The following is a 21712-nucleotide window of genomic DNA, read 5'->3' as shown; positions in this document are numbered from 1 at the left end:
GGAGTGAACCGCACGTGACCATCGTGCTGATCGCCGCGCTCGTCAGCGTGGTCATGGGCTTCGTCTTCGCCCTCGTCGAGTCGGCGCTCGGGCGCGTGACGCGCCACCGCGTCGTCACGCTCGCCGAGGAGGGCCACGCCGGCGCCTCGGCGCTCGGACGCATCGTCGACAACCACGCGACGGCGCTCATGGTGCTGACATTCCTGCGCGTCGGCGCCGAGATGACGGCCGCCGTCCTCGTCACCGTCGCCGCGACACGCGCGTTCGACGGCGCGTTCTGGCCGAGCCTCGCGACGGCCGTCGCCGTCATGGCGATCGCCTCGTTCGTGCTCGTCGGCGTCTCGCCGCGCACGCTGGGCCACCAGCACGCCGACAAGGTGGCGCTCGCGACGGCGCGGCCCGTCCTCGTCGCGCTCACGGTGCTCTCACCGCTCGCGCGGCTGCTCGTGACGCTGGGCAACGCCGTCACCCCGGGTGAGGGCTACAAGGACGGCCCATTCGACTCCGAGGCGGAGTTGCGCGAGTTCGTCGACCTCGCCGAGGATTCCGACCTCATCGAGGCCGACGAGCGGCGCATGATCCACAGCGTGTTCGAGCTTGGCGACACGATCGTGCGCGAAGTCATGGTGCCGCGCACCGACATGATCACGATCGACGGCTACAAGAGCCTGCACCAGGCGATGAACCTGTTCGTGCGCTCCGGCTACTCGCGCGTGCCCGTCATCGGCGAGAACTCCGACGACCTCGTCGGCCTGCTGTACTTCAAGGACGTCGTGCGGCGCACGCTCACCGGCGACGCGGACGCCATCGCCATCTCCGAGGTGATGCGCGACCTCGCGTTCGTGCCCGAGTCGAAGCCCGTCGACGCGTTGCTCAAGGAGATGCAGCGCGACCGCGTCCACTTCGCCGTCGTCATCGACGAGTACGGCGGCACCGCCGGCATCGTGACGATGGAGGATATCGTCGAGGAGATCGTCGGCGAGATCGACGACGAGTACGACCGCGTGTCGCCCGGCGTCGAGGAACTGGGGGACGGCCGCACGCGCGTTCCGGCTCGCATGTCGATCGACGACCTGAGCGAGATGTACGGCGTCAGCATCGACGAGGACGACATCGACACCGTCGGTGGTCTGCTGGCCAAGCTCGTCGGGCGCGTGCCGCTCGTCGGCGCGAGCGGCGAGATCGACGGGCTGCGCCTCACGGCTGAGAAGATGGCAGGACGACGCCACCAGCTCGCGACGTTGATCGTCGAGCGTGTGGAACCCGAAGATCCCACCGACCCGGACGGGCGTGGGGACGAGCGCAGCGCCGAGACGCGCGGCGAGGAGACGGATCGATGACCGAGCACGACACGACCCACGACGGCGAGATCTACCGCGCCGGTTTCGCCTGCCTCGTCGGGCGGCCCAACGCGGGCAAGTCGACGCTGACGAACGCGCTCGTCGGCGACAAGGTGGCGATCACCTCGAGCAAGCCGCAGACGACGCGTCACACGATCCGTGGGATCGTGACGCGCCCCGACGGCCAGATCGTCCTCGTCGACACCCCCGGCCTGCACAAGCCGCGCACGCTGCTCGGTGAGCGCCTCAACGACGTCGTGCGCGAGACGCTGCTCGACGTCGACGTCATCGGGTTCTGCCTGCCCGCCGACCAGAAGATCGGCCCGGGCGATCAGTTCATCGCGAAGGACCTCGCCGAGCTGCAGCGCGTGCGCAAGCGCCCCGTCGTCGCGCTCGTGACGAAGACCGACACCGTCGATCGGGAGCGACTCGCCGAGCACCTCATCGAGGTCGACCGTCTCGGGGAGTGGGCCGCGATCGTTCCGTGTTCGGCGGTTTCGGGCAAGCAGGTCGATGATGTGGCGAACGTGCTGCTGGGTTACCTGCCCGAGTCGCCTCAGCTGTACCCCGACGACGTGCTGACCGACGAGTCGGACACCGTCATGATCGCCGAGCTCATCCGCGAGGCCGCGCTCGAGGGCGTGCGTGACGAGTTGCCGCACTCGTTGGCCGTCGTCGTCGAGGAGATGGTGCCGCGTGAGGATCGCCCGGCCGACAAGCCGCTCATGGACGTGCGCGTCAACATCTTCGTCGAGCGTCCCAGCCAGAAGGCCATCATCATCGGCCGCGGCGGTTCGCGGCTGCGCGAGGTCGGCACCACGGCGCGCGAGGGCATCGAGAAGCTGCTCGGGCAGCGGGTCTACCTCGACCTGCACGTCAAGGTGGCGAAGGACTGGCAGCGCGACCCGAAGCAGCTGGGCAAGCTGGGATTCAACTTCTGAGGTTTTCGTATGAGTGAGCACATTAAGGACCACGAGGCGTGGGCCGAGTTCGGTGACGTGCTGCGGTTGCCGATCAACCCCGAGACCGACTATGTCGGCGGGATTCCCTGGGAGGGAGCCGGGTTCAAGCCTGAGTTGCCGCTCGTCGACATCGGCCCCGGCTCGGGCCTGACGACGGTCGCGCTCGCCGAGCAGTTCCCCGACGCCGAGATCATCGCCGTCGAACCCGACCCGTGGATGCGCTCGATGCTCATGATGCGCATCGCCGAGCGCGACTCGCTGCGTGCACGCGCCACCGTCGTGCCGAACTCGATCCTCGACGCGTGGATGCCCGAGCAGATCGGTGGCGCGCTGCTGTTCAACGTCATCTACTTCCTCGGCGGACGCGCGCGCCTCGCGTTCTGGGATCGCATGGCGCAGGTGCTGCCCGAGGGCGCACCGATCCTCATGAGCCGCGCGTACGGCGTCGTCGACACGGGTGAGGAGCTCGTGCGCACGGCGAGTTCGACGATGGGGCGCAACACCTACGAGCGGTGGCGTCAGACGGTTCCGGTCAAGGACGGGCGCGTCGAGATCACCAACACCTACAAGACGATCCGCGGCGGCGAGGTCGTGCGTGAGGTGACGACGAAGATCGCGCCGTTCTCGCTCGACGAGGAACTCGTCGTCTCCGAGATCCCGATCGGCAAGTTCGCCATCGAGGAACTGAGCGAGAAGTACCTCGTCATCCGCCGCGCGCCCGACATCCGACGCTGAGCGCTCGTCGCCGACCGCTTGCCTGAGGTCTGAAAGTCCGCAATTCGTGATTGCAGTCCTCACGAGATGAGTTGAGGTCCGAAACCCTGCAGTGCAGAGTGTCGGACCTCAACTCGTCTGGGCCGGGTTCGCACAGCGTGGGAGGTCACACGACGCGCAGGGCCTCGACGGGCGTCACCGTCGTGGCGCGACGCGCGGGCGGCAGGGCCGCGACGAGGACCAGCGCGAGAGCTGCGACGACGATGACGGCGAGCACCTCGAACGGTAGACCCCAGACGAAGCCGTCGTTGCCGGCCCCGATGAGCGACTGCGCGCCGAGCGAACCGAGCAGCACGCCGAGGGCGATGCCGACGAGCACGGCCGTCAACCCGAGCGCGAGCGACTCGCGCGTCACCATGCCGCGGATCTGACGCGCCGTGAAGCCCATGGCGCGCAGCATGCCGATCTCGCGGCGGCGCTGGATGACGACGAGCGACATCGTGCTGACGAAGCCGACGCCCGCGATGATCGAGGCGATGACGACGAGCGCCATCATGAGGATCGAGACCATGTGCATGACGTCGAGCGCTTGTGCCCTCTCAGCGGCGCTCAGATCCCACGTCGTGATCGACTCCGACAGCGCGGCGCTGCCGGAGGCGAACGTCGTGACGAGGCCGACGCCGATGACGAGGCCGAGCGCGGCGCGCGTCGCGCGCATCGGGTCAGCGACGGCGTTGCGGCGTGCGATGCGCGCGTCGGGACCGGCTCCGAGCAGGCGTCCGAAGATGGCGACCAGGCGCGGCAGGACGAAGGGCGCGCCCGTGATGAGACCGAGACGGCGCACGCGTGCGTCGCGGTGCACGCCGAGCTTGGCGCAGATCGGGGCGTAGAGAAAGTCACCGAAGATGATGAAGGCGCGCGGGTCGACGAGCTGCATGGCGCCGCCTGCTGCCGCCAGGACGAACATCAGGCGCAGGGTGTGACGGCGGACAAGGAACGCAATGAAGATCGCGACGCTCGCCGCCACGCCCCACCCGGAGCCGTTGCGGCCCGACATGACGCTGAGCGACAGCCCTGTCAGGGCAAGTGCAAAGAGCCCCTCGGCCGCCATGATCCAGCGTCGCGCACGTGGCCCGCGGCTCCAGATGTCGTTCACCCGCCCAGCTATTCACGCCGCGCGCCGGGCCGTCGTCATCCTGTGGTGGGATGAGCGCGCGGTAGCGACGCACCGCCGGCGAGGAAGCTTGCGGCAGCCCGCCGCCGTCCGCTTGCTGGACGACGGCGACGTGCGGGTGGTGGTGTGGGGCGCGTCACCCCTAGGTTGGTGGCATGCGCACGGTTCGGGGAGTGAGTCTCCTTCTTCGTTGCCGCGGTGGGGCCAACTAGTCGGCCATCCTCACCGCGGGGTTGAATGGTGCTCGGCCGGCACCCGCAACGAACGCAGTGAGGCGAACACCACCCATGCACGGATCTCAGCAGCCGACGACGATGCCGATCGGCAAGTACGTCCCCTTCCACGAGCAGATCAAGGTCGACCTGCCCGACCGCACGTGGCCCGACAAGATCATCGAGAAGGCGCCGCGTTGGTGCGCCGTCGATCTGCGTGACGGCAACCAGGCGCTCATCGACCCGATGGATTCCGAGCGCAAGATGCGCATGTTCAAGCTGCTCGTGCAGATGGGCTACAAGGACATCGAGGTCGGTTTCCCGTCGGCGTCCGACACGGACTTCAACTTCGTCCGCGAACTGATCGACGGCGGCCACATCCCCGACGACGTGACGATCCAGGTGCTGACGCAGTGCCGCGACCACCTCATCGAGAAGACGTTCGACGCCATCAAGGGTGCGCCGAGCGCGATCGTCCACTTCTACAACTCGACGTCTGTGCTGCAGCGTCGCGTCGTGTTCAACCTCGACGAGGACGGCATCGTCGACATCGCCCTGCAGGGGGCGCGGTTGTGCAAGAAGCTCGCCGAGACGATCCCCGAGACGAAGGTGTACTTCGAGTACTCGCCCGAGTCGTACACGGGCACCGAGCTCGAATTCGCGGCGCGCATCTGCAACGAGGTCATCGGCGTCATCGAGCCGACGCCCGATCACAAGATGATCATCAACCTGCCGGCGACCGTCGAGATGGCGACGCCGAACGTGTACGCCGACTCGGTCGAGTGGATGTCGCGTCACCTCGACAGTCGCGAGTCCGTCGTGCTGTCGCTGCACCCGCACAACGACCGCGGCGAGGGTGTCGCGGCTGCGGAGCTGGGCTACATGGCGGGCGCCGACCGCATCGAGGGCTGCCTGTTCGGCAACGGTGAGCGCACCGGCAACGTCTGCCTCGTCACCCTGGGCATGAACCTGTTCGGTCAGGGCATCGACCCGATGATCGACTTCTCCGACATCCAGACGATCCGTTCGACGGTCGAGTACTGCAACCAGCTGCCCGTCGGCGAACGTCACCCGTACGGCGGCGACCTCGTCTTCACGGCGTTCTCCGGTTCGCACCAGGACGCCATCAAGAAGGGCTTCGACGACATGGAGCGTCAGTCGAAGGAGACGGGCAAGTCGATCGACGAGCTCGTCTGGGGTGTGCCGTATCTGCCCGTCGACCCGCACGACGTCGGGCGCTCGTACGAGGCCGTCGTGCGCGTCAACAGCCAGAGCGGCAAGGGTGGCGTGTCGTACCTGCTGAAGAGCGAGTACAACCTCGACCTGCCGCGCCGCCTGCAGATCGAGTTCGCTGGCGTCGTGCAGCAGTGGACGGACACAGCCGGCGGCGAGGTGGCGCCGCAGTGGCTGTGGTCGACCTTCTCCGACGAGTACCTGCCCGGCACCGGTGAGGGCGAGCGCGCCTGGGGTCGTTTCAAGCCGGTCGGCAGCCAGCTCGACTCGACGGACGACGGCCGCGACAAGATCACCGTCCGTCTGCTCGATCGCGGCGAGCCCGTGACGATCTCGGGTGAGGGTAACGGACCCATCGACGCCTTCTTCGACGCGCTGAGCACCATTGACGTCGACGTGCGCCTCCTCGACTACACGGAGCACACGCTCTCGTCCGGCGAGGATTCGAAGGCTGCGGCGTACGTCGAGTGCGCCATCGGCGACCGCGTGCTGTGGGGCGTCGGCATCCACGAATCGACGGTGCGTGCGTCGCTCATGGCGATCCTGTCGGCCGTCAACCGTGCCGAGCGTGACGCGGAGGCGGCTGCGGCCTGACGGCTGGGCCAAGGGTTGTGGAGGTTCGCGCTCTGGGTAGCGCGAACCTCCACAACTATTTCGGTGTTCCGCGACGCATGAGGCACTCGGTGCGACACGGCATAATGGGACGAGCGGGTGGAACCCAGTGACCGGGGAAGGTGCTGGGCTCCACCCGCTTCGTCGTGTCAGGGTGACGGGCGTTGTGCGAGCATCCCGCGGGGAGCGCTCAGAAGAGCGCCGCATGCGATGACATGCCCGGTCGCCGATGCTTGGACGGGGGCAGCGGAGCGCGAGAGGAATCGTGGGGGAGGCGTCGCAACTCTCGCTCGATCCAGCGCATGATGACGGCGAAGACGTAGGCCTGATGCTCGTCTGTCAGCGGGTGGTGCTTGACGATGCCGTGGTGCTTCGCGAGGCATCCGCGGCAACAGGTCGCCGTCGCGTGTTGAGCCAGGAAGACCGGATGGCCGCGCATCGGGGTCTGCCGGCCGTCGTTGTCGGGATTGGCAGCGGCGAGGCGCTCGCCGATGAAGCGCGCGGCATGGGTTTCGATCTCGCGACGCCCCCGATCGCGCGCGTACCGCGCATCGGCCGGGCTGAGATGGAACTTCGCCCTGAACAATGATCGCCCGATCCGGTCGAGCACGCCGTCAAGGGTTTCGACACTGCGGGTCGCAAGAGTGGGCGTCGAAGAACGGGGCCGTGGGTCGGGCATGGCTACTGCTCCCCAGGTCGTCGAGGCGCGGGCGCCGTGGGCGCGTCCTGTGGTCCCACGCCCCTCGGCTGCAGGCTGACGGCATGCGTCACGGGGTTGAATCTCATCTCACGTCGTAGGGCCGGAACTGGATGCTGATGCGAGGCCCGACGGACTTCGTCGTCTTCGGAACGGCATGCTCCCAGGTCCGTTGACAAGAGCCACCCATGACGAGCAGGTCGCCGTGGCCGATCTGGAAGCGCAGGCTCTGCCCGCCACCGACGGGGCGAAGCGCCAGTGTGCGCGGCGAGCCGATCGAGACGATGGCGATCATCGTGTCCTTCGTGCTCGAGCGGCCCTCCTTGTCGCCGTGCCACGCGACGGAATCACGGCCGTCACGGTAGAGGCACATGCCGGCGGTGGTGAACGGCTCGCCGAGTTCGGGGGCGTAATGGTCGCTCAGCGCGCGTTGGGCGTCGCGCATCACGGGGTCGGGCCAGCGTTCGTCGCCGCGGTAGAAGCGCAGCAAGCGGGGCGTGGTGACCTCCTTGTCCCACATGACGCGACGCTCGCCCTGCCAATCGACGCCCGCGCTGCCACCGAGCATGAGGCGGCTGAACAACTCGTCAGCGCCGGTGATGAAGCCGGGGCGCAGGTCGACCCAGGCCCCGCGCGTCAGCTCGGTGCGACGGACGGCGCCTACGAGCGGACGCACGCCGACCTCCTCGACCTGGTCGAGCAGCGACCCCTGTAGACCTGCGAACATGTGTTCGATTATGCGCCTCTTGTCCTGACTCGTCCAGCCCCGCCCTTTGCGCCCAGATGCACCCGGGTGCAGTTGGACGCAGGGGGAAACGGCGGGGGTGGGGGAGCAGAACGCATGTCGGCGGCTGAGGCATGCCTGGGGACGCATCCGCCCGGCGAGTTGCGCCGTCAGCGGACGAGACGCGGGCCCGCTATCGCTGACGCAGGCAACCGCGAGACAATGGAGACATGCCTCCCCTCTACCGTGACGCCGCCATCGTGCTGCGCACCCACAAGCTGGGGGAGGCCGATCGCATCATCACGATGCTGACGCGCAATCGCGGCAAGAAGCGCGCCGTCGCGAAGGGCGTGCGCAAGACGAAGTCGAAGTTCGGGGCGCGTCTCGAGCCGGGCATGGTCGTCGACATCCAGCTGCACGAGGGGCGCAACCTCGACGTCGTCACTCAGGTCGACCTCCTCGCCTCCTACGGCGACGCCATCGCGCAGGACTATCCCTCCTACACCGCGTGTGCCGCGATGCTCGAGACGGCAGACCGGCTCTGCGAGGATTCCGACCGCGTCGTGGCCCACTTCAACCTTCTCGCCGGGGCGCTCGCAGCGCTCGCGCAGCGTCAGATCCCCGCACATCTCGTGCTCGACGCCTACCTCGTGCGTTCCGTCGCGACGGCCGGGTGGACGCCGAGCTTCATCGACTGCGCCGGCTGCGGCGACCCCGGCCCGCAGCGTGCGTTCAACCTCGCCGTCGGTGGCGCCGTCTGCCCGCAGTGCCGCCCGCCCGGATCGACCGCGCCGATGCCCGAGACGTTCGTCCTCATGGACGCCCTGCTGCGCGGCGACTGGATCGCCGTCGCCGCGACGAGCGACGACGCGCGTCGACAGTCGAGCAACCTCATCGCCGCATACGTCCAATGGCACCTCGAACACGGCGTGCGCTCGCTCAGGCACGTCGATCGCGGCGACTACACCGTCGTCGCTCGCTCGACCCCACCCGCGACACCCGCCGAGCCTGCGACGCACGACGTGCCCCCGGCGTCCTGAGAGACTGTCCTCACCGAGACGTCGGGGACACCTACGTCACGCAGCACGACGACAAGAATCACGACCCGAAGGACGACGCCCGTGCCGATCTCACCCGACCCGCACCCCAGCGGCGCCACGCCGCCCGCGATTCCTGCTGAGCTGGTGCCGCAGCACATCGCGATGGTCATGGACGGCAACGGGCGTTGGGCCAACGAGCGCGGTCTGCCGCGCACGAAGGGCCACGAGGCGGGTGAGGCGATGCTGATCGACGTCGTCGCCGGCTGCATCGAACTCGGCGTCAAGAACATCAGCGCCTACGCGTTCTCGACGGAGAACTGGCGCCGTTCGCCGGAGGAGGTGCGCTTCCTCATGGGCTTCAACCGCGACACGATCCGTCGTCGCGTCGACCTGCTCGACTCGTGGGGCGTGCGCGTCATCTGGTCAGGGCGCAAGCCGCGGCTGTGGCGTTCTGTCGTGCGCGAGCTCGAAGTCGCCCAGGAGCGGACGACGAACAACACCGTCTGCACCCTGCAGATGTGCGTCAACTACGGCGGGCGCGCAGAGCTCGTCGATGCCACACGCTCGCTCGCTGACGACGTCGCGGCCGGCCGGTTGAACCCGAAGAAGATCACCGAGAAGACGATCCAGAGCTACCTCTACGCGCCGGGCCTGCCGGACGTCGACCTGTTCGTGCGCAGCTCCGGCGAGCAGCGGACGAGCAACTTCCAGCTATGGCAGAGCGCCTACGCCGAGATGGTCTTCCTCGACACGCTGTGGCCCGACTTCGACCGTCGCAAGCTGTGGGAGGCCGTCGACATCTACGCCCGGCGCGACCGTCGCTATGGCGGAGCCGTCGACGCCGTCGCCGCTCAGCAGGCTGCGGACGACGCTGCGGCGGCAGCTCGGGCGCCGTCGAAGCCCAAGCCGTCCTACGACCCGGTGCTCATGGGGGACCCCGACGCTGACGGCGGCGGCATCTACGAGGACGACGGCCTCATCGACTGACCCGGCCCCCCTGCGATTTACGAAGGTCGACGAAAAGCGCAGAGAGGGACGCAGTTCGCAGTGGTGTCAGATGCCGGCCGCGTCGCCTGATTCACCCCTCGAGACCGGAGTCCGGGGCAGTGCCGTCATGGTATTCAGTGCCGCCGTGACGCGTTAGAGCCGCCGTGACACGGTGGAGACGGCGCCTTCGTGAGGTGTTTGCGCCGTCGCCATGCGGCAGGGTCAGTGCCGTCGAGACATTCGGTGCGGTCCTGACGGGAGAACCCGCCGCAACGCTTCGGGCGACTCAAGGCCCCGCGTCAGAGGGGGCGGAAGCAGAGGCAGCGGCGGCGTCCTGACTGCACGCGCGACACAGCCCGAAGATCTCGAGCTGGTGGCTGACGGCGGTGAAGCCGTGCTCGGCGGCGATGCCGGAGGCCCAGCGTTCGACCGTCGGGCCCTCGACCTCGACGGTGCGTCCGCACCGCCGGCACACGAGGTGGTGGTGGTGTGTGGGGGAGCAGCTGCGGTAGACGGCTTCACCGTCGTCGGTGCGCAGTACGTCGACGGCGCCGTCCCCGGCGAGCGCCTGCAGGGTGCGGTACACCGTTGCGAGGCCGATCGTCTCACCGTCGGCGCGCAGCTTCGCGTGCAGATCCTGCGCGGAGCAGAACTCGCCGCAGCCGTCGAGCCTCTCGGCGACGGCGCGCTGCTGGCGTGTCGGTTTACGCGCACTCATCGGACATCCGTCCAGACTCGTCGAAGCTCGAAGCGTCCTGCGCTGTCACACCGCATCATGCGTGCCTTTCGAGGTCTCGACGGCGGGTCGGTGGGCGTCCCAGTGGTCGCCGTGCGGCGCGTGGAACTCACCGTCGTGAAGGTAGTCGACGTGGTCGCCGTGCGGGACGGACGGGTGCCCGCAGCCCTGCCGGTGCTCGTGCGCGTGGTGCGCCACCCGTCGCGCCTGACGAGCGCGCACGGCGTGCACGGTCATCGCCACGAACGACGCGAGCAGGAACAGCGCGATCGCCGCGAGCACGACGGTACCGCCGGGCGGGGTGTCGAGGTAGTACGCGCTGGTGACGCCCAGCGCACCGCTGAGGCAGCCCACGACGACGGCTGCGGCCGTCGTCTGACGGAAGCTACGACCGATCAGCTGGCCCGTCGCGTTGGGCAGGATCATGAGCGCCGAGATGAGCAACAGGCCGATGACGCGCATCGACAACACGACCGTCACCGACGTCAGAATCGACAGCAGCAGATTGAGCGGCACGACGGGCAGCCCCACGGCCCGCGCGTACTCCTCGTCGTTGGCGACGGCGAACAGGCGCTTGCGCAGCACCGTCGTCGCGCCGACGGCGACGAGGGCGAGCGCGCCGAACTGCCACAGCTGGTCGCTCGTCGTCGTGAGGATCGAGCCGAACAGGTACTGACTGATCGACGTCTGCCCCGCGTTGTCGGCGCGTGAGAGCAGTACGACGCCCGCCGCGATACCGCCGTAGAACATGACGGCGAGGGCGACGTCGGCGTTCGTCGTCCCGCGCAGGCGGATGAACTCGATGATGCACGCCGCGACGACGGCCGCGATGAGCGCCGTCAGGATCGGCGAGGCGTGCAGGAGCACCCCGATCGCGACGCCGGCGAGCGCGACGTGGCCGATGCCGTCACCGATGAGCGACAGCCGTCGTTGCACGAGGAACACCCCGACGGACGGCGCGGCCGCCCCGACGAGCAGCGCGGCGACGAACGCGTATCGCATCGCCTCGAGGACGAACAGGTCACCCACGGTGGCCTCCGATCAGAGCGTGGAAGGGAGCGACGGGACGCACGGGCGCCCCATCAGAACACGTAGCGAGCGACTCAGCCACGACGATCCCCCTCCCTGAATCGCCCGTGATCGGGCGCGAACCTGGCGTCGTCGAAGGGTCCGCGCGCGTAGCCCGGCGCGTGGTGCGGCAGGTCCTCGGCGTGGTGGTCGTGGCCGCCGAGCGACGCCCCACCGAGCGACGCGCTGACGCGCTCGCCGTAGCGCGCGGGCGGTCCGTCGAACGTCACGGCGCCGTGCGCGACCTCGACGATGCGCGTGACGATGCCGTGCAGCGCCTCGATCTCGTGCGTGACGATGATCATCGTCACGCCGCTCGCGGCGAGGCGCTCGAGCACCTCGGCGAGTACCTCCTGACTGGCGGTGTCGACGCCGGCCGTCGGCTCGTCCATGACGAGGATGTCGGGCTGCGCGGCCAGCGCGCGGGCGATGAGGACGCGTCGGTGCTGACCCCCGGAGAGGGTGGCGACGTCGTCGCGGGAGCGATCGGCGAGCCCGACCTCGGCGAGGGCCGCGGTGACGAGCCGGCGATCCTCGGCGTCCGCGCGTCGGTACCAGGGCCGGTGCGGCAGGCGACCCACCTCGACGACCTCTTCCACCGTCGCGCGCACCGACGCCGACAGCGTGTGCCGCTGCGGCACGTAGCCGATGCGCGTGCGCGCCTTGAACGAAGATGCGGGCGTGCCGAACAGCTCGACCTGCCCGCTGACGTGGTCGTTGAGGCCGAGGATGCCGCGCATCAGCGTCGACTTGCCGGAGCCGTTCGGCCCGAGAACCGCGATGATCTCGCCGGGGTTCACCTCGAGCGAGACACCGCTGACGACCGCGCGGCCGTCGTAGCCGAACGCGGCGTCGCGCAGTCGCAGGATGGGGGAGACGCTCACGAGCAGCCCTGGCCCTTCTTCAATGTGGCGAGGTTGGATCTCATCACGGCGAGGTAGTCGCTGCCCTTGCTCGCGTCCGACAACCCTTCGATCGGGTCGAGGACGTCGACGCGGGCGCCGGTCTGGGAGGCGATGGTCTGAGCCACCTTCGGCGAGACGAGGGTCTCAGCGTAGATCGTCGTCACCTTGTTCTTCTTCACGTAATCGCTGATCGACGACAGCTGCGCCGGCGTCGGCTCGGCCTCGGGGGAGACACCCGACGCGCCGCGCTGCGTCAGCCCATATCGTGCCGCGAGGTAGGCGAACGCCTCGTGGCCGGTCACGATCGTCCGGTTCGTGCAGTGAGCGAGGCCGCCACGGTACTCGGCATCGAGGGCATCGAGATCCTTGACGAGTGACGCGGTGCGCGTGTGGTATCCGTCGGCGTGCTCGGGGTCGTCCTTGGCGAGCCGGTCACCGATCGCCTGGACGACGGCCTTGTAGCGCACCGGGTCGAGCCAGAAGTGCGGGTCGGAACCGCCGGCATGGGAAGCGTGCTCGTGCTCGCTCTCGTCATGGTGGCCCTCCTCTTCGGCTGTGAGGTCGAGGTCGGCCTGCGGCGAGACGTCGAGTGCGCGCCCGGCCTTGGCGCTCGAGGCGACGGCGTCGTCGACGCTGGCCTGGAAGCCCTTCGCGTAGACGATGAGGCCGGCGTCCGCGACGGAGGCGACCTGGCGGGGCGTGAGCTCGACGTCGTGCGGCTCCTGGCCGGCCTTCGTCAGGTTCTTGACGGTGACGTCTGGTCCGCCGATGCGTTCGAGCGCGAACTGCATCGGATAGAAGCTCGCCAGTGTCTGGACGCGGCCGTCGTCGGTGCGCCCGTTCTCGGAGCCGCAGGCGGTGACGCCGAGCCCCAGGGCGGCGGTGAGAGCAACGGTGAACGAGCGACGCATGAACATGACAATGATTCTCACTCAAAGTGAGAATCATTGTCAAAACATGGGGTTACCTCGGGAACGCCAGCACGATCGTCACGCCCAGCGTCAGCACGATGACGGCGGCGCGCGCGAGGCGGTCGAGCGGGCGCAGCTGCTGCCACGACAGGTACAGCAGCCAGGCGAGGAAGGCGGTGACGAGGCCGAACGCGACGGCTCCGACGACGCCGCGCACCGCGATGCCGACGATCATGAGGACGGCGAGGACAGCGAGGATGACCCACTGCGGCAGGCGCGCCAGCGCCCCGATCGCCGGGTCGGAGGCGTGCATGGCCTTCGCGCGGCTCGTGCTGACGGAGACTTCGGGTCGTGGTTCGTTGCGTGACACGGCACCAGGGTAGTGGGCGCGGGCCGGGTGCTGCTCCAGTCGTCATGTCGCCAGCCTTGCGCGCGAGTGGGACACTGAAAGGCGATGACTGTTCTCGAAGCCCCTCCCGCACCCGGTGCGCTCGTGCGCGACCCGTCGGCGCTGCCGCCGCTGCAGATCGGACGGCACACCATCACCTCGCCCGTCGTACTCGCGCCGATGGCGGGCATCACCAACCGTGCGTTCCGGCGCCTGTGTCGTCAGTACGGCGATGACGGCTCCGTCGCCGCGGGTGCGAGCGGCGCGACGTCGCTCTACGTCAGCGAGATGATCACCTCGCGCGCTCTCGTCGAGCGCGTTCCGCTCACGATGAAGCTCATCGAGACCGACCCCGACGAGAACCCGCGCTCCATCCAGCTCTACTGCACCGACCCGCTCAACGCCGGCAAGGCGGCGCGCATCCTCGCCTCGGAGGGCCGTGCGGACCACATCGACCTCAACTTCGGCTGCCCGGTGCCCAAGGTGACGCGCAAGGGCGGCGGTTCCGCGCTGCCATGGAAGACCGATCTGTTCCGCGGCATCGTCAGCGCCGTCGTGCGCGAGGCGAGCCCGTACGACATCCCCGTCACCGTCAAGATGCGCAAGGGCATCGACACCGATCACCTCACCTACCTCGAGGCGGCGCGCATCGCCGAGGGTGAGGGCGTCGCGGCCGTCGCGCTGCACGCCCGCACGGCCGCACAGGCGTACTCGGGCCACGCGGACTGGTCGGCGATCCGCACCCTCAAGGAGACCGTGACGAGCATCCCGGTGCTCGGAAACGGTGACATCTGGTCGGCCGAGGACGCCATGCGCATGGTCGCCGAGACAGGCTGCGACGGCGTCGTCGTCGGGCGCGGCTGCCTCGGACGGCCCTGGCTGTTCACCGACCTCGCCGCGGCCTTCGCCGGTTCCGACGCCCGCGTCGACCCGACGCTCGGTGAGGTCTGCGCGACGTTGCGCCGCCACGCGGAGTACCTCGTCGAGTTCTACGACGACGAGCTCAAGGGCTGCCGCGACATCCGCAAGCACATCGCCTGGTACTTCAAGGGCTTTCCGGTCGGCTCGCAGCTGCGCCATCAGCTCGCGCTCGTCGACTCCCTCGCCGCGCTCGACGACCTCGTCGCCGGGCTCGACCTCGACGCCCCGTGGCCCGGCGCTGCGGCGGACGGGCCGCGCGGTCGCGCGGGCAGCGAGCGACGCGTCGTCCTGCCCGACGGGTGGCTCGACACGCAGGAGCTCACCGCCGAACAGGCCGCCTGGGTGGCCGAGGCGGAGGCGGAGAACTCCGGAGGCTGACACGTCAGGCGTGTCACGGATCACATCACCCCGGTAGTTCATCGCCCCGTTGCACGCTCGGCGTCGAGGAGGACTACCGTGGAGAACAAAGCGTCGCGATGCGGCGCGCCAGCAACACGACACATCAGCGCGTAAGGGGCATGTGGTGAACAACGTGGAGGGCGCGAAGAGCGCATCCGATTCCGTCGACGTCCTGCTCGTCGGCGGCGGCATCGTCAGCGCGACGCTCGGTGCCATGATCCGGCGGGTGCACCCCGAGTGGTCGCTCACCGTCTTCGAACGTCTCGACGAGGTCGCCCTCGAGAGCTCGAACGGCTGGAACAACGCGGGCACCGGCCACGCCGCGCTGTGCGAGCTCAACTACACGCCCGAGGCGGCCGACGGCAGCGTCAACATCTCGAAGGCCATTGCGATCAACGGCCAGTTCCTCACGACGAAGACGTTCTGGGGTTCCCTCGTCACCGAGGGCGCGATGCGTGAGCCGTCGACGTTCATCAACAACACGCCGCACATGGCGTTCGTGCGCGGCGATGCGAACCAGAAGTTCCTGCGCGAGCGCTTCCGCCTCATGAGCGAGCACCCGTTCTTCCACGACATGGAGCACTCGGAGGACTACGGCCAGATCGAGCAGTGGTCGCCGCTGCTCATCGAGGGCCGCCCGGCCGGTGAGAAGATCGCCGCGACCTACGCCCCGAGCGGCACCGACGTCGACTTCGGCGCCGTCACCCGTCAGCTGTTCGAGGACTTCGTCGCCCGCGGCGGCGCACTCGAGCTCAAGCACGAGGTCACCGACATCGAGCGCAATGCCGACGGCTCGTGGAACGTCACCGTCAAGAACCTGCGGGACGGCGCGACGCGCGTCGTGCGCACGAAGGTGCTCATGCTCGGCGCGGGCGGTTACACGCTCAAGCTGCTGCGCAAGGCCGGGGTGCCCGAGGTGAAGGGCTACGGTTTGTTCCCCGTCTCCGGCACGTTCCTGTCGACCGAGAACCCGGCCGTCACCGCCAAGCACCAGACGAAGGTGTACGGCAAGGCCGCCGAGGGCGCGCCGCCCATGTCGATGCCGCACCTCGACGCACGCATCATTGACGGCCAGCGCACCGCGCTGTTCGGCCCGTTCGCCGGTCTCGTGCCGAAGTTCCTCAAGGAGGGCTCGGTTCTCGACCTCTTCCAGTCGCTGCGCACCGACAACGTGCTGCCGATCGCGACCGCCGGCCTTGAGAACCTCGGCCTGACGAAGGTGCTCGCGCAGGATCTGCTCGCGAACCAGGCCAAGCGCATCGAGGCGTTGCACGACTTCGCGCCGACGGCCGTCTCGGACGACTGGAAGCTGTTCACCGCCGGCCAGCGCGCGCAGATCATCAAGCCCAGCTCGGGCACGAAGGGCACGCTGCAGTTCGGCACCGAGGTGATCACCTCCGCGAACGGCACGATCGCGGGTGTGCTCGGCGCGTCGCCGGGTGCGTCGACCGCCGTCCCGATCGCGCTCGACATCCTGCGTTCGTCGTTCAAGGACGAATGGGAGCGTTGGGAGAACGAGCTGCGCAGCGTCATCCCGATGCTCGGCACCGACGTTGCGAGCGACCCCCACCGCGCGCTCGAACTCGAGGCCGAGGCTGACACGAAGCTGGGTCTGCCCAAGCGCGGCTGACCCACGCTGACACGACGAACGGCCGGCCCCTGCACGAGCGGGGGCCGGCCGTTCGCGTCTGTCACGGGTGGGGCAGCGAAGGGTGCGAGATCGCCGAGGGGCGCGACGGCTCGGTTCAGTCGCGTTCGACGGGTCGTTCGGGGTCGCTGATCCAGTCCGACCACGACCCGATGTAGACCGCCGGGTCGTCGAACACGCCGCTCACCTCGAGCGCGAGCGCGAGATGCGCGGCCTGCACGCCGGAGCCGCAGTAGACCCCGACGCGTTCATGACGTGGGATGCCACGCGCGGTGAAGCGCGTGGCGAGGTCGTCGCTCGTGAGAAAGCAGCCGTCGGCGCCGATGTTGCTCAGCGCCGGGATGTTGACGGCGCCGGGGATGTGCCCGGCGACCGGGTCGATCGTCTCGTTCTGGCCGGCGAAGCGGTCGGCGGGGCGGGCGTCGACGAGCAGGTGACGCGCGGCGAGCTCCTCCGCGCCGTCGGCATCGACGAGAGTGAGGTGGCGGGGCGTCGCGATGAAGTCACCGCGTTGCGTTGGCGTCGGATCGCCCCCCTCGAGCGCCCCGCCGGCCTGCTTCCACGCGGCGAGACCGCCGTCGAGCACCTGCACGTCGAGCTTGCCGAAATAGCGCAGCAACCACCAGCAGCGGGCCGCGGCGAGGCCGTTCGCGGCGTCGTAGACAACGACGGGCACATCGTTGCGGACGCCGGCGGCGCGCATCGCGTCCTGGAACCGATCGAGCGACGGCATCGGATGACGCCCGCCCGCGCCGTCGTCGCTGACCGCGTCGCTGAGGGCGTCCTCGAACTCAACCCAGCAGGCGCCGGGCAGGTGTGCGTGCAGGTACGCCTCGTGCATCGAGGGCTGCCCGAGCGCCCACCGCACGTCGAGCAGGTGGAAGCGTTCGCCGGCTTCTAGGCGTGCGGCGAGTCGGTGAGCTGACACGAGCGGGTGCGGCAGGTGCGTCATGCTGTCAGCGTAGCGAGCCGGGGCCCGGCGTGGCGCCCGATGCGACGGCTGTTGTCGGCGTCGTGTGGCACGCTTTAGGCATGTGCCGCAACATCCGCCCGCTCAACAACTTCGCGCCCCCCGCGACTGACGAGGAGGTGCGTGCCGCAGCCCTGCAGTACGTGCGCAAGATCGGCGGCTCGGCCAAGCCGTCGAGCGCCAACGAAGCCGCCTACGAGCGCGCCGTCGACGTCATCGCGCAGGCCTCGCGCGAGCTGATCGACTCTCTCGTGACGAGCGCGCCGCCCAAGGACCGCGAGGTCGAGGCGAGCAAGGCGCGCGCCCGCGCGGCGCAGCGCTACGCGGCGGTGGCGAGCTGATGGCCGACATCATCGTCGAACCCGTCGGCGAGGCCGAGCAGACCGTTCTCGACGGCTGGCTCGATGACGCGGCGCGCTGGAACATAGACGTCACCGACGTCGCGACGATCGACGCGGCGTACGAGAGTTACGTCGACCGGGTCATCGCGCAGGACGAGACCGAGCGCGAGGATCCGACGCCGTTCGTCGCGATGATCGGCTTCGCGCTGGGGCAGTGGTTGACCCTGGAGACGGTGCTCGAGTGGCGGGTCATCACGGACGCCGAGGGCCGCGACATCGGGCTGTCGCTGCCGGACGAGTCGAGCATCATGTTCCCGAGCGACTTCGTCGCCGATGCCTGGAACGAGATGCAGCGCGACTGGCTCGCCGACTGGGCACGCGACCTACGCACGCAGCTCGAGGTGCTTCGCTGAGCACGTACGCGGCGCGCGATCGGGAGCGCTTCGTCGCGGAGGATCGCACCCGCAAGCGCAGTGATCGTGACGACTTCGCGCGCGATCGAGCGCGCATCGTGCACAGCGCCTCGCTGCGGAGGCTGTCGACGAAGACGCAGGTGTGGCAGGCCGGGACGGACGACTTCGTGCGCAACCGGTTGACGCACTCGCTCGAGGTCGCGCAGATCGGGCGCGAACTCGCGGACGCGCTCGGTTGCAACTCGGACGTCGTCGACGCCGCATGTCTCGCGCACGACATCGGCCACCCGCCGTTCGGGCACTTCGGCGAGAGCGTGCTCGACGCGCTCGCGGCCGACATCGGCGGGTTCGAGGGCAACGCGCAGACCTTCCGGCTGCTGACGCGCCTCGAGGCGAAGCGGCACACCTCGGGAGGGCGCTCCGTCGGGCTCAATCTCACGCGCGCGACGCTGGATGCGGCGACGAAGTACCCGTGGCGCCGTGGCGAGGGCCCGGCGGGCACCACGAAGTTCGGTGTCTACGAAGACGACGCGGACGTCTTCGCGTTCGTGCGCACCGAGGCGCCGGCACGCACGTGCCTCGAGGCGCAGGTCATGGACTGGGCCGACGACGTCGCCTACAGCGTCCATGACATCGAGGACGCCGTCGCGGCCGGTGCGCTGGAGTTGCGGGCGTTGCGCTCGCCGGCTGAGCGTGCCGGCGTCATCGCCGCGGCGCGCGCCCGGTACGCGCCCGATCTGAGTGATGACGCGCTCGCGGAGGCCTTCGACGCCCTGCTGCACGACGACCTGCCGGCATCGTTCGTCGGTTCGCGCCGCGATCTGGCGGCGTTGAAGGACATGACGAGCAAGCTCATCGGCCGTTTCGCAGCGGCACCCGAGGACGCCACGCGCGCCGCGTACGGCCACCAGCCGCTCGCGCGGTACGACGCTGTGCTCGTCGTGCCCGACGACGTGCGTGCACAGGTCGCGGTCCTCAAGGGAATGTCGGCGCACTTCGTCATGTTCACGCAGGCACGCGAGGCGCAGCACCGGGTGCAGCGCGAGGTCGTCGAGTCACTCGTCGCCCGTCTCGTCGCTGATCCCGAGCGCATGGACGTACCTTTTCTCGACGACGCGCGCGCCGCGGCCGACGATGCCGGCGTGCTCCGCGTCGTCATCGACCAGGTCGCGTCGTTGACGGACGGGCGAGCGCTCGCGGAGGCGGCGCACGCCCCGTCGTGACGATCGGATGGGGTTGTCGGTGGCCGCGCCTACACTGACGGTGCGTGCCGAGCCGGCCGTGGCCGGGCATCGCGTGAGGTGGGAAGGAGTGACGTGGCGGGGCTGATCAAGGCAGAGGACATCGCTGCCGTGAAGGATCGCGTCAACATCGAGGACGTCGTCTCCGAGCACGTGACGCTGCGGCGCGCGGGCGCCGGTTCGCTCAAGGGGTTGTGTCCGTTCCACGACGAGAAGACGCCGAGCTTCACCGTGCGTCCCGCCGTCGGTGTCTATCACTGTTTCGGGTGCGGTCAGTCGGGCGACGTCATCTCGTTCGTCATGGAGACCGAGCACCTGTCGTTCACCGAGTCCGTCGAGCGCCTCGCCGCGAAGGCCGGGATGGTGCTGCGTTACGAGGAGGGCGAGCGGCCCGACCGTGAGCCGCCGGGGCGGCGCATGCGGCTCGTCGAGGCGCACCGCGTGGCGGAGGAGTTCTACACCGAGGCGCTGCTTCGCGACCCGTCTGCCCGCGCCGGGCGGGATTTCCTGCGCGCCAAGGGTTTCGACGGCAAGGCCGCGCAGCACTTCGGCGTCGGCTTCGCGCCACGCACCGGCGACGCGCTGACGGCGCACCTGCGCGCCAAGGGTTTCAGCCCCGAGGAGATGACGACTGCCGGGCTCGTCGGTCAGTCGTCGCGGGGCCTCTACGACCGGTTCCGTGGCCGCGTCGTCTGGCCGATCCGCGACATCACGGGCGACACCGTCGGCTTCGGCGCGCGCCGCATCTTCGAAGACGACCGCATCGAGGCGAAGTACCTCAACACGAGCGAGACGCCGGTCTACAAGAAGACCCACGTCCTGTACGGGTTGGACCTCGCGAAGAAGACGATCGCGCGCGAGCGACGCGCTGTCGTCGTCGAGGGCTACACCGACGTCATGGCCGCGCACCTCGCGGGCGTCGACAATGCCGTCGCGACGTGTGGCACGGCGTTCGGCGTGGATCACATCAAGTCGTTGCGTCGCATCATGCGTGACGAGGCCGGGGGCACCCCCGCGCGCGTCATCTTCACGTTCGACGGTGACGCCGCCGGCCAGAAGGCGGCGATGAAGGCGTTCGACGAGGATCAGCGCTGGGCGAGCCAGTCGTTCGTCGCCGTCGCGAAGGACGGGATGGACCCGTGCGACCTGCGCCTGCGCCAGGGCGATGAGGCGGTGCGCGGTCTCATCGAAGACGCGGTGCCGATGTTCGAGTTCGCCGTGCGCACGACGATCGCGGGGTTCGACCTCGACCACGCGGAGGGGCGCGTCGCCGCCATGCGCGCGGTGGCCCCCATCATCGCCGGCATCCGTGACCAGACGCTGCGGCCCGAGTACGTGCGCACGGTCGCCGGGTGGATCGGAGTCGAGATCGAGCAGCTCAGCGCAGCCGTGCGCACCGCGCCGCGCGGCAAGCTGAGCGAGCGACGCCCGCCGCGGCGGGAGGAGTCGCCGGCCGCATCGCGGCAGGGTTCTCAGCAGCCATCGTCGGGCCCCGGCGGTGGGCAGCGCGAGGGCCAGAGCGTGTCGGACGCCGCTGAGCCGCAGCGTCCGAGCATCCCGAAGCCGAACCCGCGTGATCCGTCGATCGCGGGGGAGCGGCAGCTGTTGCAGGTGATGCTGCAGTACCCGGAGTCGTTGAAGGGCACCGTGTTCGATCAGCTCGTACCGGGGGACTTCAGCGCGCCGGCGCACCAGCTCATCCTGGCGGCGGCGATCGTGGCCGGCGGACCGGGTTCCGTGGCGTCGATCGGGGCGTGGAACGAGGCCGTGCGGCGCGGCACCGACCCGCAGCTGCATGACGTGCTCAACGAGCTCGTCGTCCGTGACCTGCCGACGAAACTCGACGAGGCGACGGGCCGCCCGGATGAGCGTTATGTCGCGGCGCTCATCCAGAACGTGCAGGAGGGCGCGCTCAGCTCGGCGATCGCCGATGCCATGGGGCAGCTTCGCCGGCTCGACCCGAACGCGCCGGGTTACGCAGACGCCTCCCGTGCAGCGAGTGCGCGCCTGTTCCAGTTGCAGACGCAGCTCAACGCGCTGCGCGAGGCCGGTCTGAGATAGGTGCCCCGGGCGAGC

21 protein-coding genes are annotated in these 21712 nt (G+C 69.2%); 12 read left to right on the top strand and 9 right to left on the bottom strand.

The window, feature by feature from the left end:
- Positions 1–14 precede the first annotated feature (14 nt).
- The 3 genes from DYE07_RS12015 to DYE07_RS12005 are packed head-to-tail and all read left to right on the top strand — an operon-like array spanning position 15 to position 3037.
- The gene (locus DYE07_RS12015) at positions 15–1340 is read left to right on the top strand and encodes a hemolysin family protein (protein ID WP_115297174.1); all 1326 of its coding nucleotides are present in this window, start codon (positions 15–17) and stop codon (positions 1338–1340) included.
- Complete coding sequence (era, locus tag DYE07_RS12010) at positions 1337–2281, top strand: GTPase Era (protein WP_006944283.1); 945 nt, start codon at positions 1337–1339, stop codon at positions 2279–2281. Before DYE07_RS12015 ends, era begins: the two co-directional genes overlap by 4 nt.
- 9 nt (positions 2282–2290) lie before the next feature.
- The gene (locus DYE07_RS12005) at positions 2291–3037 is read left to right on the top strand and encodes a class I SAM-dependent methyltransferase (protein WP_237723738.1); all 747 of its coding nucleotides are present in this window, start codon (positions 2291–2293) and stop codon (positions 3035–3037) included.
- 145 nt (positions 3038–3182) lie between these two features.
- Here DYE07_RS12005 and DYE07_RS12000 read toward each other — a convergent pair whose 3' ends face one another.
- Positions 3183–4172 carry an ABC transporter permease gene (locus tag DYE07_RS12000; RefSeq protein ID WP_006944175.1) on the bottom strand — a complete coding sequence of 330 codons (990 nt, stop codon included), beginning with the start codon at positions 4170–4172 and terminating at the stop codon, positions 3183–3185.
- Positions 4173–4477: 305 nt separating this feature from the next.
- Here DYE07_RS12000 and leuA point away from each other — a divergent pair, with 305 nt between their 5' ends.
- Positions 4478–6229 carry a 2-isopropylmalate synthase gene (gene leuA, locus DYE07_RS11995; RefSeq protein WP_040014391.1) on the top strand — a complete coding sequence of 584 codons (1752 nt, stop codon included), beginning with the start codon at positions 4478–4480 and terminating at the stop codon, positions 6227–6229.
- A gap of 208 nt (positions 6230–6437) precedes the next feature.
- Here leuA and DYE07_RS11990 read toward each other — a convergent pair whose 3' ends face one another.
- Both DYE07_RS11990 and DYE07_RS11985 read right to left on the bottom strand, forming a co-directional pair.
- The gene (locus tag DYE07_RS11990) at positions 6438–6857 is read right to left on the bottom strand and encodes a DUF4186 domain-containing protein (RefSeq protein WP_202775001.1); all 420 of its coding nucleotides are present in this window, start codon (positions 6855–6857) and stop codon (positions 6438–6440) included.
- Between the two features lie 172 nt (positions 6858–7029).
- Positions 7030–7671: an alpha-ketoglutarate-dependent dioxygenase AlkB gene (locus tag DYE07_RS11985; protein ID WP_038568664.1), complete on the bottom strand. Its 642-nt coding sequence runs from the start codon at positions 7669–7671 to the stop codon at positions 7030–7032.
- Positions 7672–7898: 227 nt separating this feature from the next.
- Between DYE07_RS11985 and recO the strand changes: the two genes are divergently transcribed.
- Positions 7899–8708: a DNA repair protein RecO gene (gene recO / locus DYE07_RS11980; protein ID WP_062257798.1), complete on the top strand. Its 810-nt coding sequence runs from the start codon at positions 7899–7901 to the stop codon at positions 8706–8708.
- Between the two features lie 57 nt (positions 8709–8765).
- Positions 8766–9695: an isoprenyl transferase gene (locus DYE07_RS11975; RefSeq protein WP_369815076.1), complete on the top strand. Its 930-nt coding sequence runs from the start codon at positions 8766–8768 to the stop codon at positions 9693–9695.
- A gap of 286 nt (positions 9696–9981) precedes the next feature.
- Here DYE07_RS11975 and DYE07_RS11970 read toward each other — a convergent pair whose 3' ends face one another.
- The 5 genes from DYE07_RS11970 to DYE07_RS11950 all read right to left on the bottom strand — a co-directional run bounded on the left by DYE07_RS11970 (position 9982) and on the right by DYE07_RS11950 (position 13685).
- Positions 9982–10413 carry a Fur family transcriptional regulator gene (locus DYE07_RS11970; protein ID WP_115297173.1) on the bottom strand — a complete coding sequence of 144 codons (432 nt, stop codon included), beginning with the start codon at positions 10411–10413 and terminating at the stop codon, positions 9982–9984.
- 45 nt (positions 10414–10458) lie between these two features.
- Positions 10459–11460 (bottom strand): metal ABC transporter permease, encoded by a 1002-nt coding sequence (locus DYE07_RS11965; RefSeq protein ID WP_006944160.1) that lies wholly within the window; start codon positions 11458–11460, stop codon positions 10459–10461.
- A gap of 74 nt (positions 11461–11534) precedes the next feature.
- Complete coding sequence (locus DYE07_RS11960; protein ID WP_115297172.1) at positions 11535–12383, bottom strand: metal ABC transporter ATP-binding protein; 849 nt, start codon at positions 12381–12383, stop codon at positions 11535–11537.
- Entirely contained in the window at positions 12380–13321 is a 942-nt protein-coding gene (locus DYE07_RS11955; protein WP_115297171.1) for a metal ABC transporter substrate-binding protein, read from the bottom strand. Before DYE07_RS11955 ends, DYE07_RS11960 begins: the two co-directional genes overlap by 4 nt.
- 46 nt (positions 13322–13367) lie before the next feature.
- Complete coding sequence (locus DYE07_RS11950; RefSeq protein WP_006944183.1) at positions 13368–13685, bottom strand: DUF6703 family protein; 318 nt, start codon at positions 13683–13685, stop codon at positions 13368–13370.
- 84 nt (positions 13686–13769) lie between these two features.
- Between DYE07_RS11950 and dusB the strand changes: the two genes are divergently transcribed.
- Positions 13770–15002 (top strand): tRNA dihydrouridine synthase DusB, encoded by a 1233-nt coding sequence (gene dusB, locus DYE07_RS11945; RefSeq protein WP_115297170.1) that lies wholly within the window; start codon positions 13770–13772, stop codon positions 15000–15002.
- A gap of 154 nt (positions 15003–15156) precedes the next feature.
- Positions 15157–16653: a malate dehydrogenase (quinone) gene (gene mqo / locus DYE07_RS11940; protein ID WP_115297383.1), complete on the top strand. Its 1497-nt coding sequence runs from the start codon at positions 15157–15159 to the stop codon at positions 16651–16653.
- A gap of 115 nt (positions 16654–16768) precedes the next feature.
- On the opposite strand, the gene DYE07_RS11935 is transcribed toward mqo, so the two are convergent.
- A complete protein-coding gene (locus tag DYE07_RS11935) occupies positions 16769–17623 on the bottom strand; it encodes a sulfurtransferase (protein WP_006944323.1) in 855 nt (284 codons plus the stop codon).
- A gap of 80 nt (positions 17624–17703) precedes the next feature.
- On the opposite strand from DYE07_RS11935, the gene DYE07_RS11930 reads away from it, so the two are divergent.
- The 4 genes from DYE07_RS11930 to dnaG all read left to right on the top strand — a co-directional run bounded on the left by DYE07_RS11930 (position 17704) and on the right by dnaG (position 21697).
- The gene (locus DYE07_RS11930) at positions 17704–17982 is read left to right on the top strand and encodes a DUF2277 domain-containing protein (RefSeq protein WP_040014394.1); all 279 of its coding nucleotides are present in this window, start codon (positions 17704–17706) and stop codon (positions 17980–17982) included.
- Complete coding sequence (locus tag DYE07_RS15240; protein ID WP_006944331.1) at positions 17982–18395, top strand: DUF3806 domain-containing protein; 414 nt, start codon at positions 17982–17984, stop codon at positions 18393–18395. Before DYE07_RS11930 ends, DYE07_RS15240 begins: the two co-directional genes overlap by 1 nt.
- Positions 18353–19618, top strand: a complete 1266-nt coding sequence (locus DYE07_RS11920) for a deoxyguanosinetriphosphate triphosphohydrolase (protein ID WP_369815077.1) — start codon at positions 18353–18355, stop codon at positions 19616–19618. The genes DYE07_RS15240 and DYE07_RS11920 overlap by 43 nt, the downstream gene beginning before the upstream one ends.
- Positions 19619–19711: 93 nt before the next feature.
- Positions 19712–21697, top strand: a complete 1986-nt coding sequence (dnaG, locus tag DYE07_RS11915; RefSeq protein ID WP_115297169.1) for a DNA primase — start codon at positions 19712–19714, stop codon at positions 21695–21697.
- Positions 21698–21712 lie beyond the last annotated feature (15 nt).

This window comes from Dermacoccus nishinomiyaensis (assembly GCF_900447535.1).
GTDB lineage: Bacteria > Actinomycetota > Actinomycetes > Actinomycetales > Dermatophilaceae > Dermacoccus > Dermacoccus nishinomiyaensis.
The sequence above is the reverse complement of the archived record's forward strand: the minus strand, read 5'-3'. Positions and strand labels throughout refer to the sequence as shown.

Bases quoted from the DNA above. Each gene is read 5' to 3' on its own strand.
- recO (WP_062257798.1), top strand. From the start codon at position 7,899: ATGCCTCCCCTCTACCGTGACGCCGCCATCGTGCTGCGCACCCACAAG.
- leuA (WP_040014391.1), top strand. From the start codon at position 4,478: ATGCACGGATCTCAGCAGCCGACGACGATGCCGATCGGCAAGTACGTC.
- DYE07_RS15240 (WP_006944331.1), top strand. From the start codon at position 17,982: ATGGCCGACATCATCGTCGAACCCGTCGGCGAGGCCGAGCAGACCGTT.
- dusB (WP_115297170.1), top strand. From the start codon at position 13,770: ATGACTGTTCTCGAAGCCCCTCCCGCACCCGGTGCGCTCGTGCGCGAC.
- era (WP_006944283.1), top strand. From the start codon at position 1,337: ATGACCGAGCACGACACGACCCACGACGGCGAGATCTACCGCGCCGGT.
- DYE07_RS11955 (WP_115297171.1), bottom strand. From the start codon at position 13,321: ATGTTCATGCGTCGCTCGTTCACCGTTGCTCTCACCGCCGCCCTGGGG.
- DYE07_RS11935 (WP_006944323.1), bottom strand. From the start codon at position 17,623: ATGACGCACCTGCCGCACCCGCTCGTGTCAGCTCACCGACTCGCCGCA.
- DYE07_RS11930 (WP_040014394.1), top strand. From the start codon at position 17,704: ATGTGCCGCAACATCCGCCCGCTCAACAACTTCGCGCCCCCCGCGACT.
- DYE07_RS11985 (WP_038568664.1), bottom strand. From the start codon at position 7,671: ATGTTCGCAGGTCTACAGGGGTCGCTGCTCGACCAGGTCGAGGAGGTC.
- DYE07_RS12005 (WP_237723738.1), top strand. From the start codon at position 2,291: ATGAGTGAGCACATTAAGGACCACGAGGCGTGGGCCGAGTTCGGTGAC.
- DYE07_RS11970 (WP_115297173.1), bottom strand. From the start codon at position 10,413: ATGAGTGCGCGTAAACCGACACGCCAGCAGCGCGCCGTCGCCGAGAGG.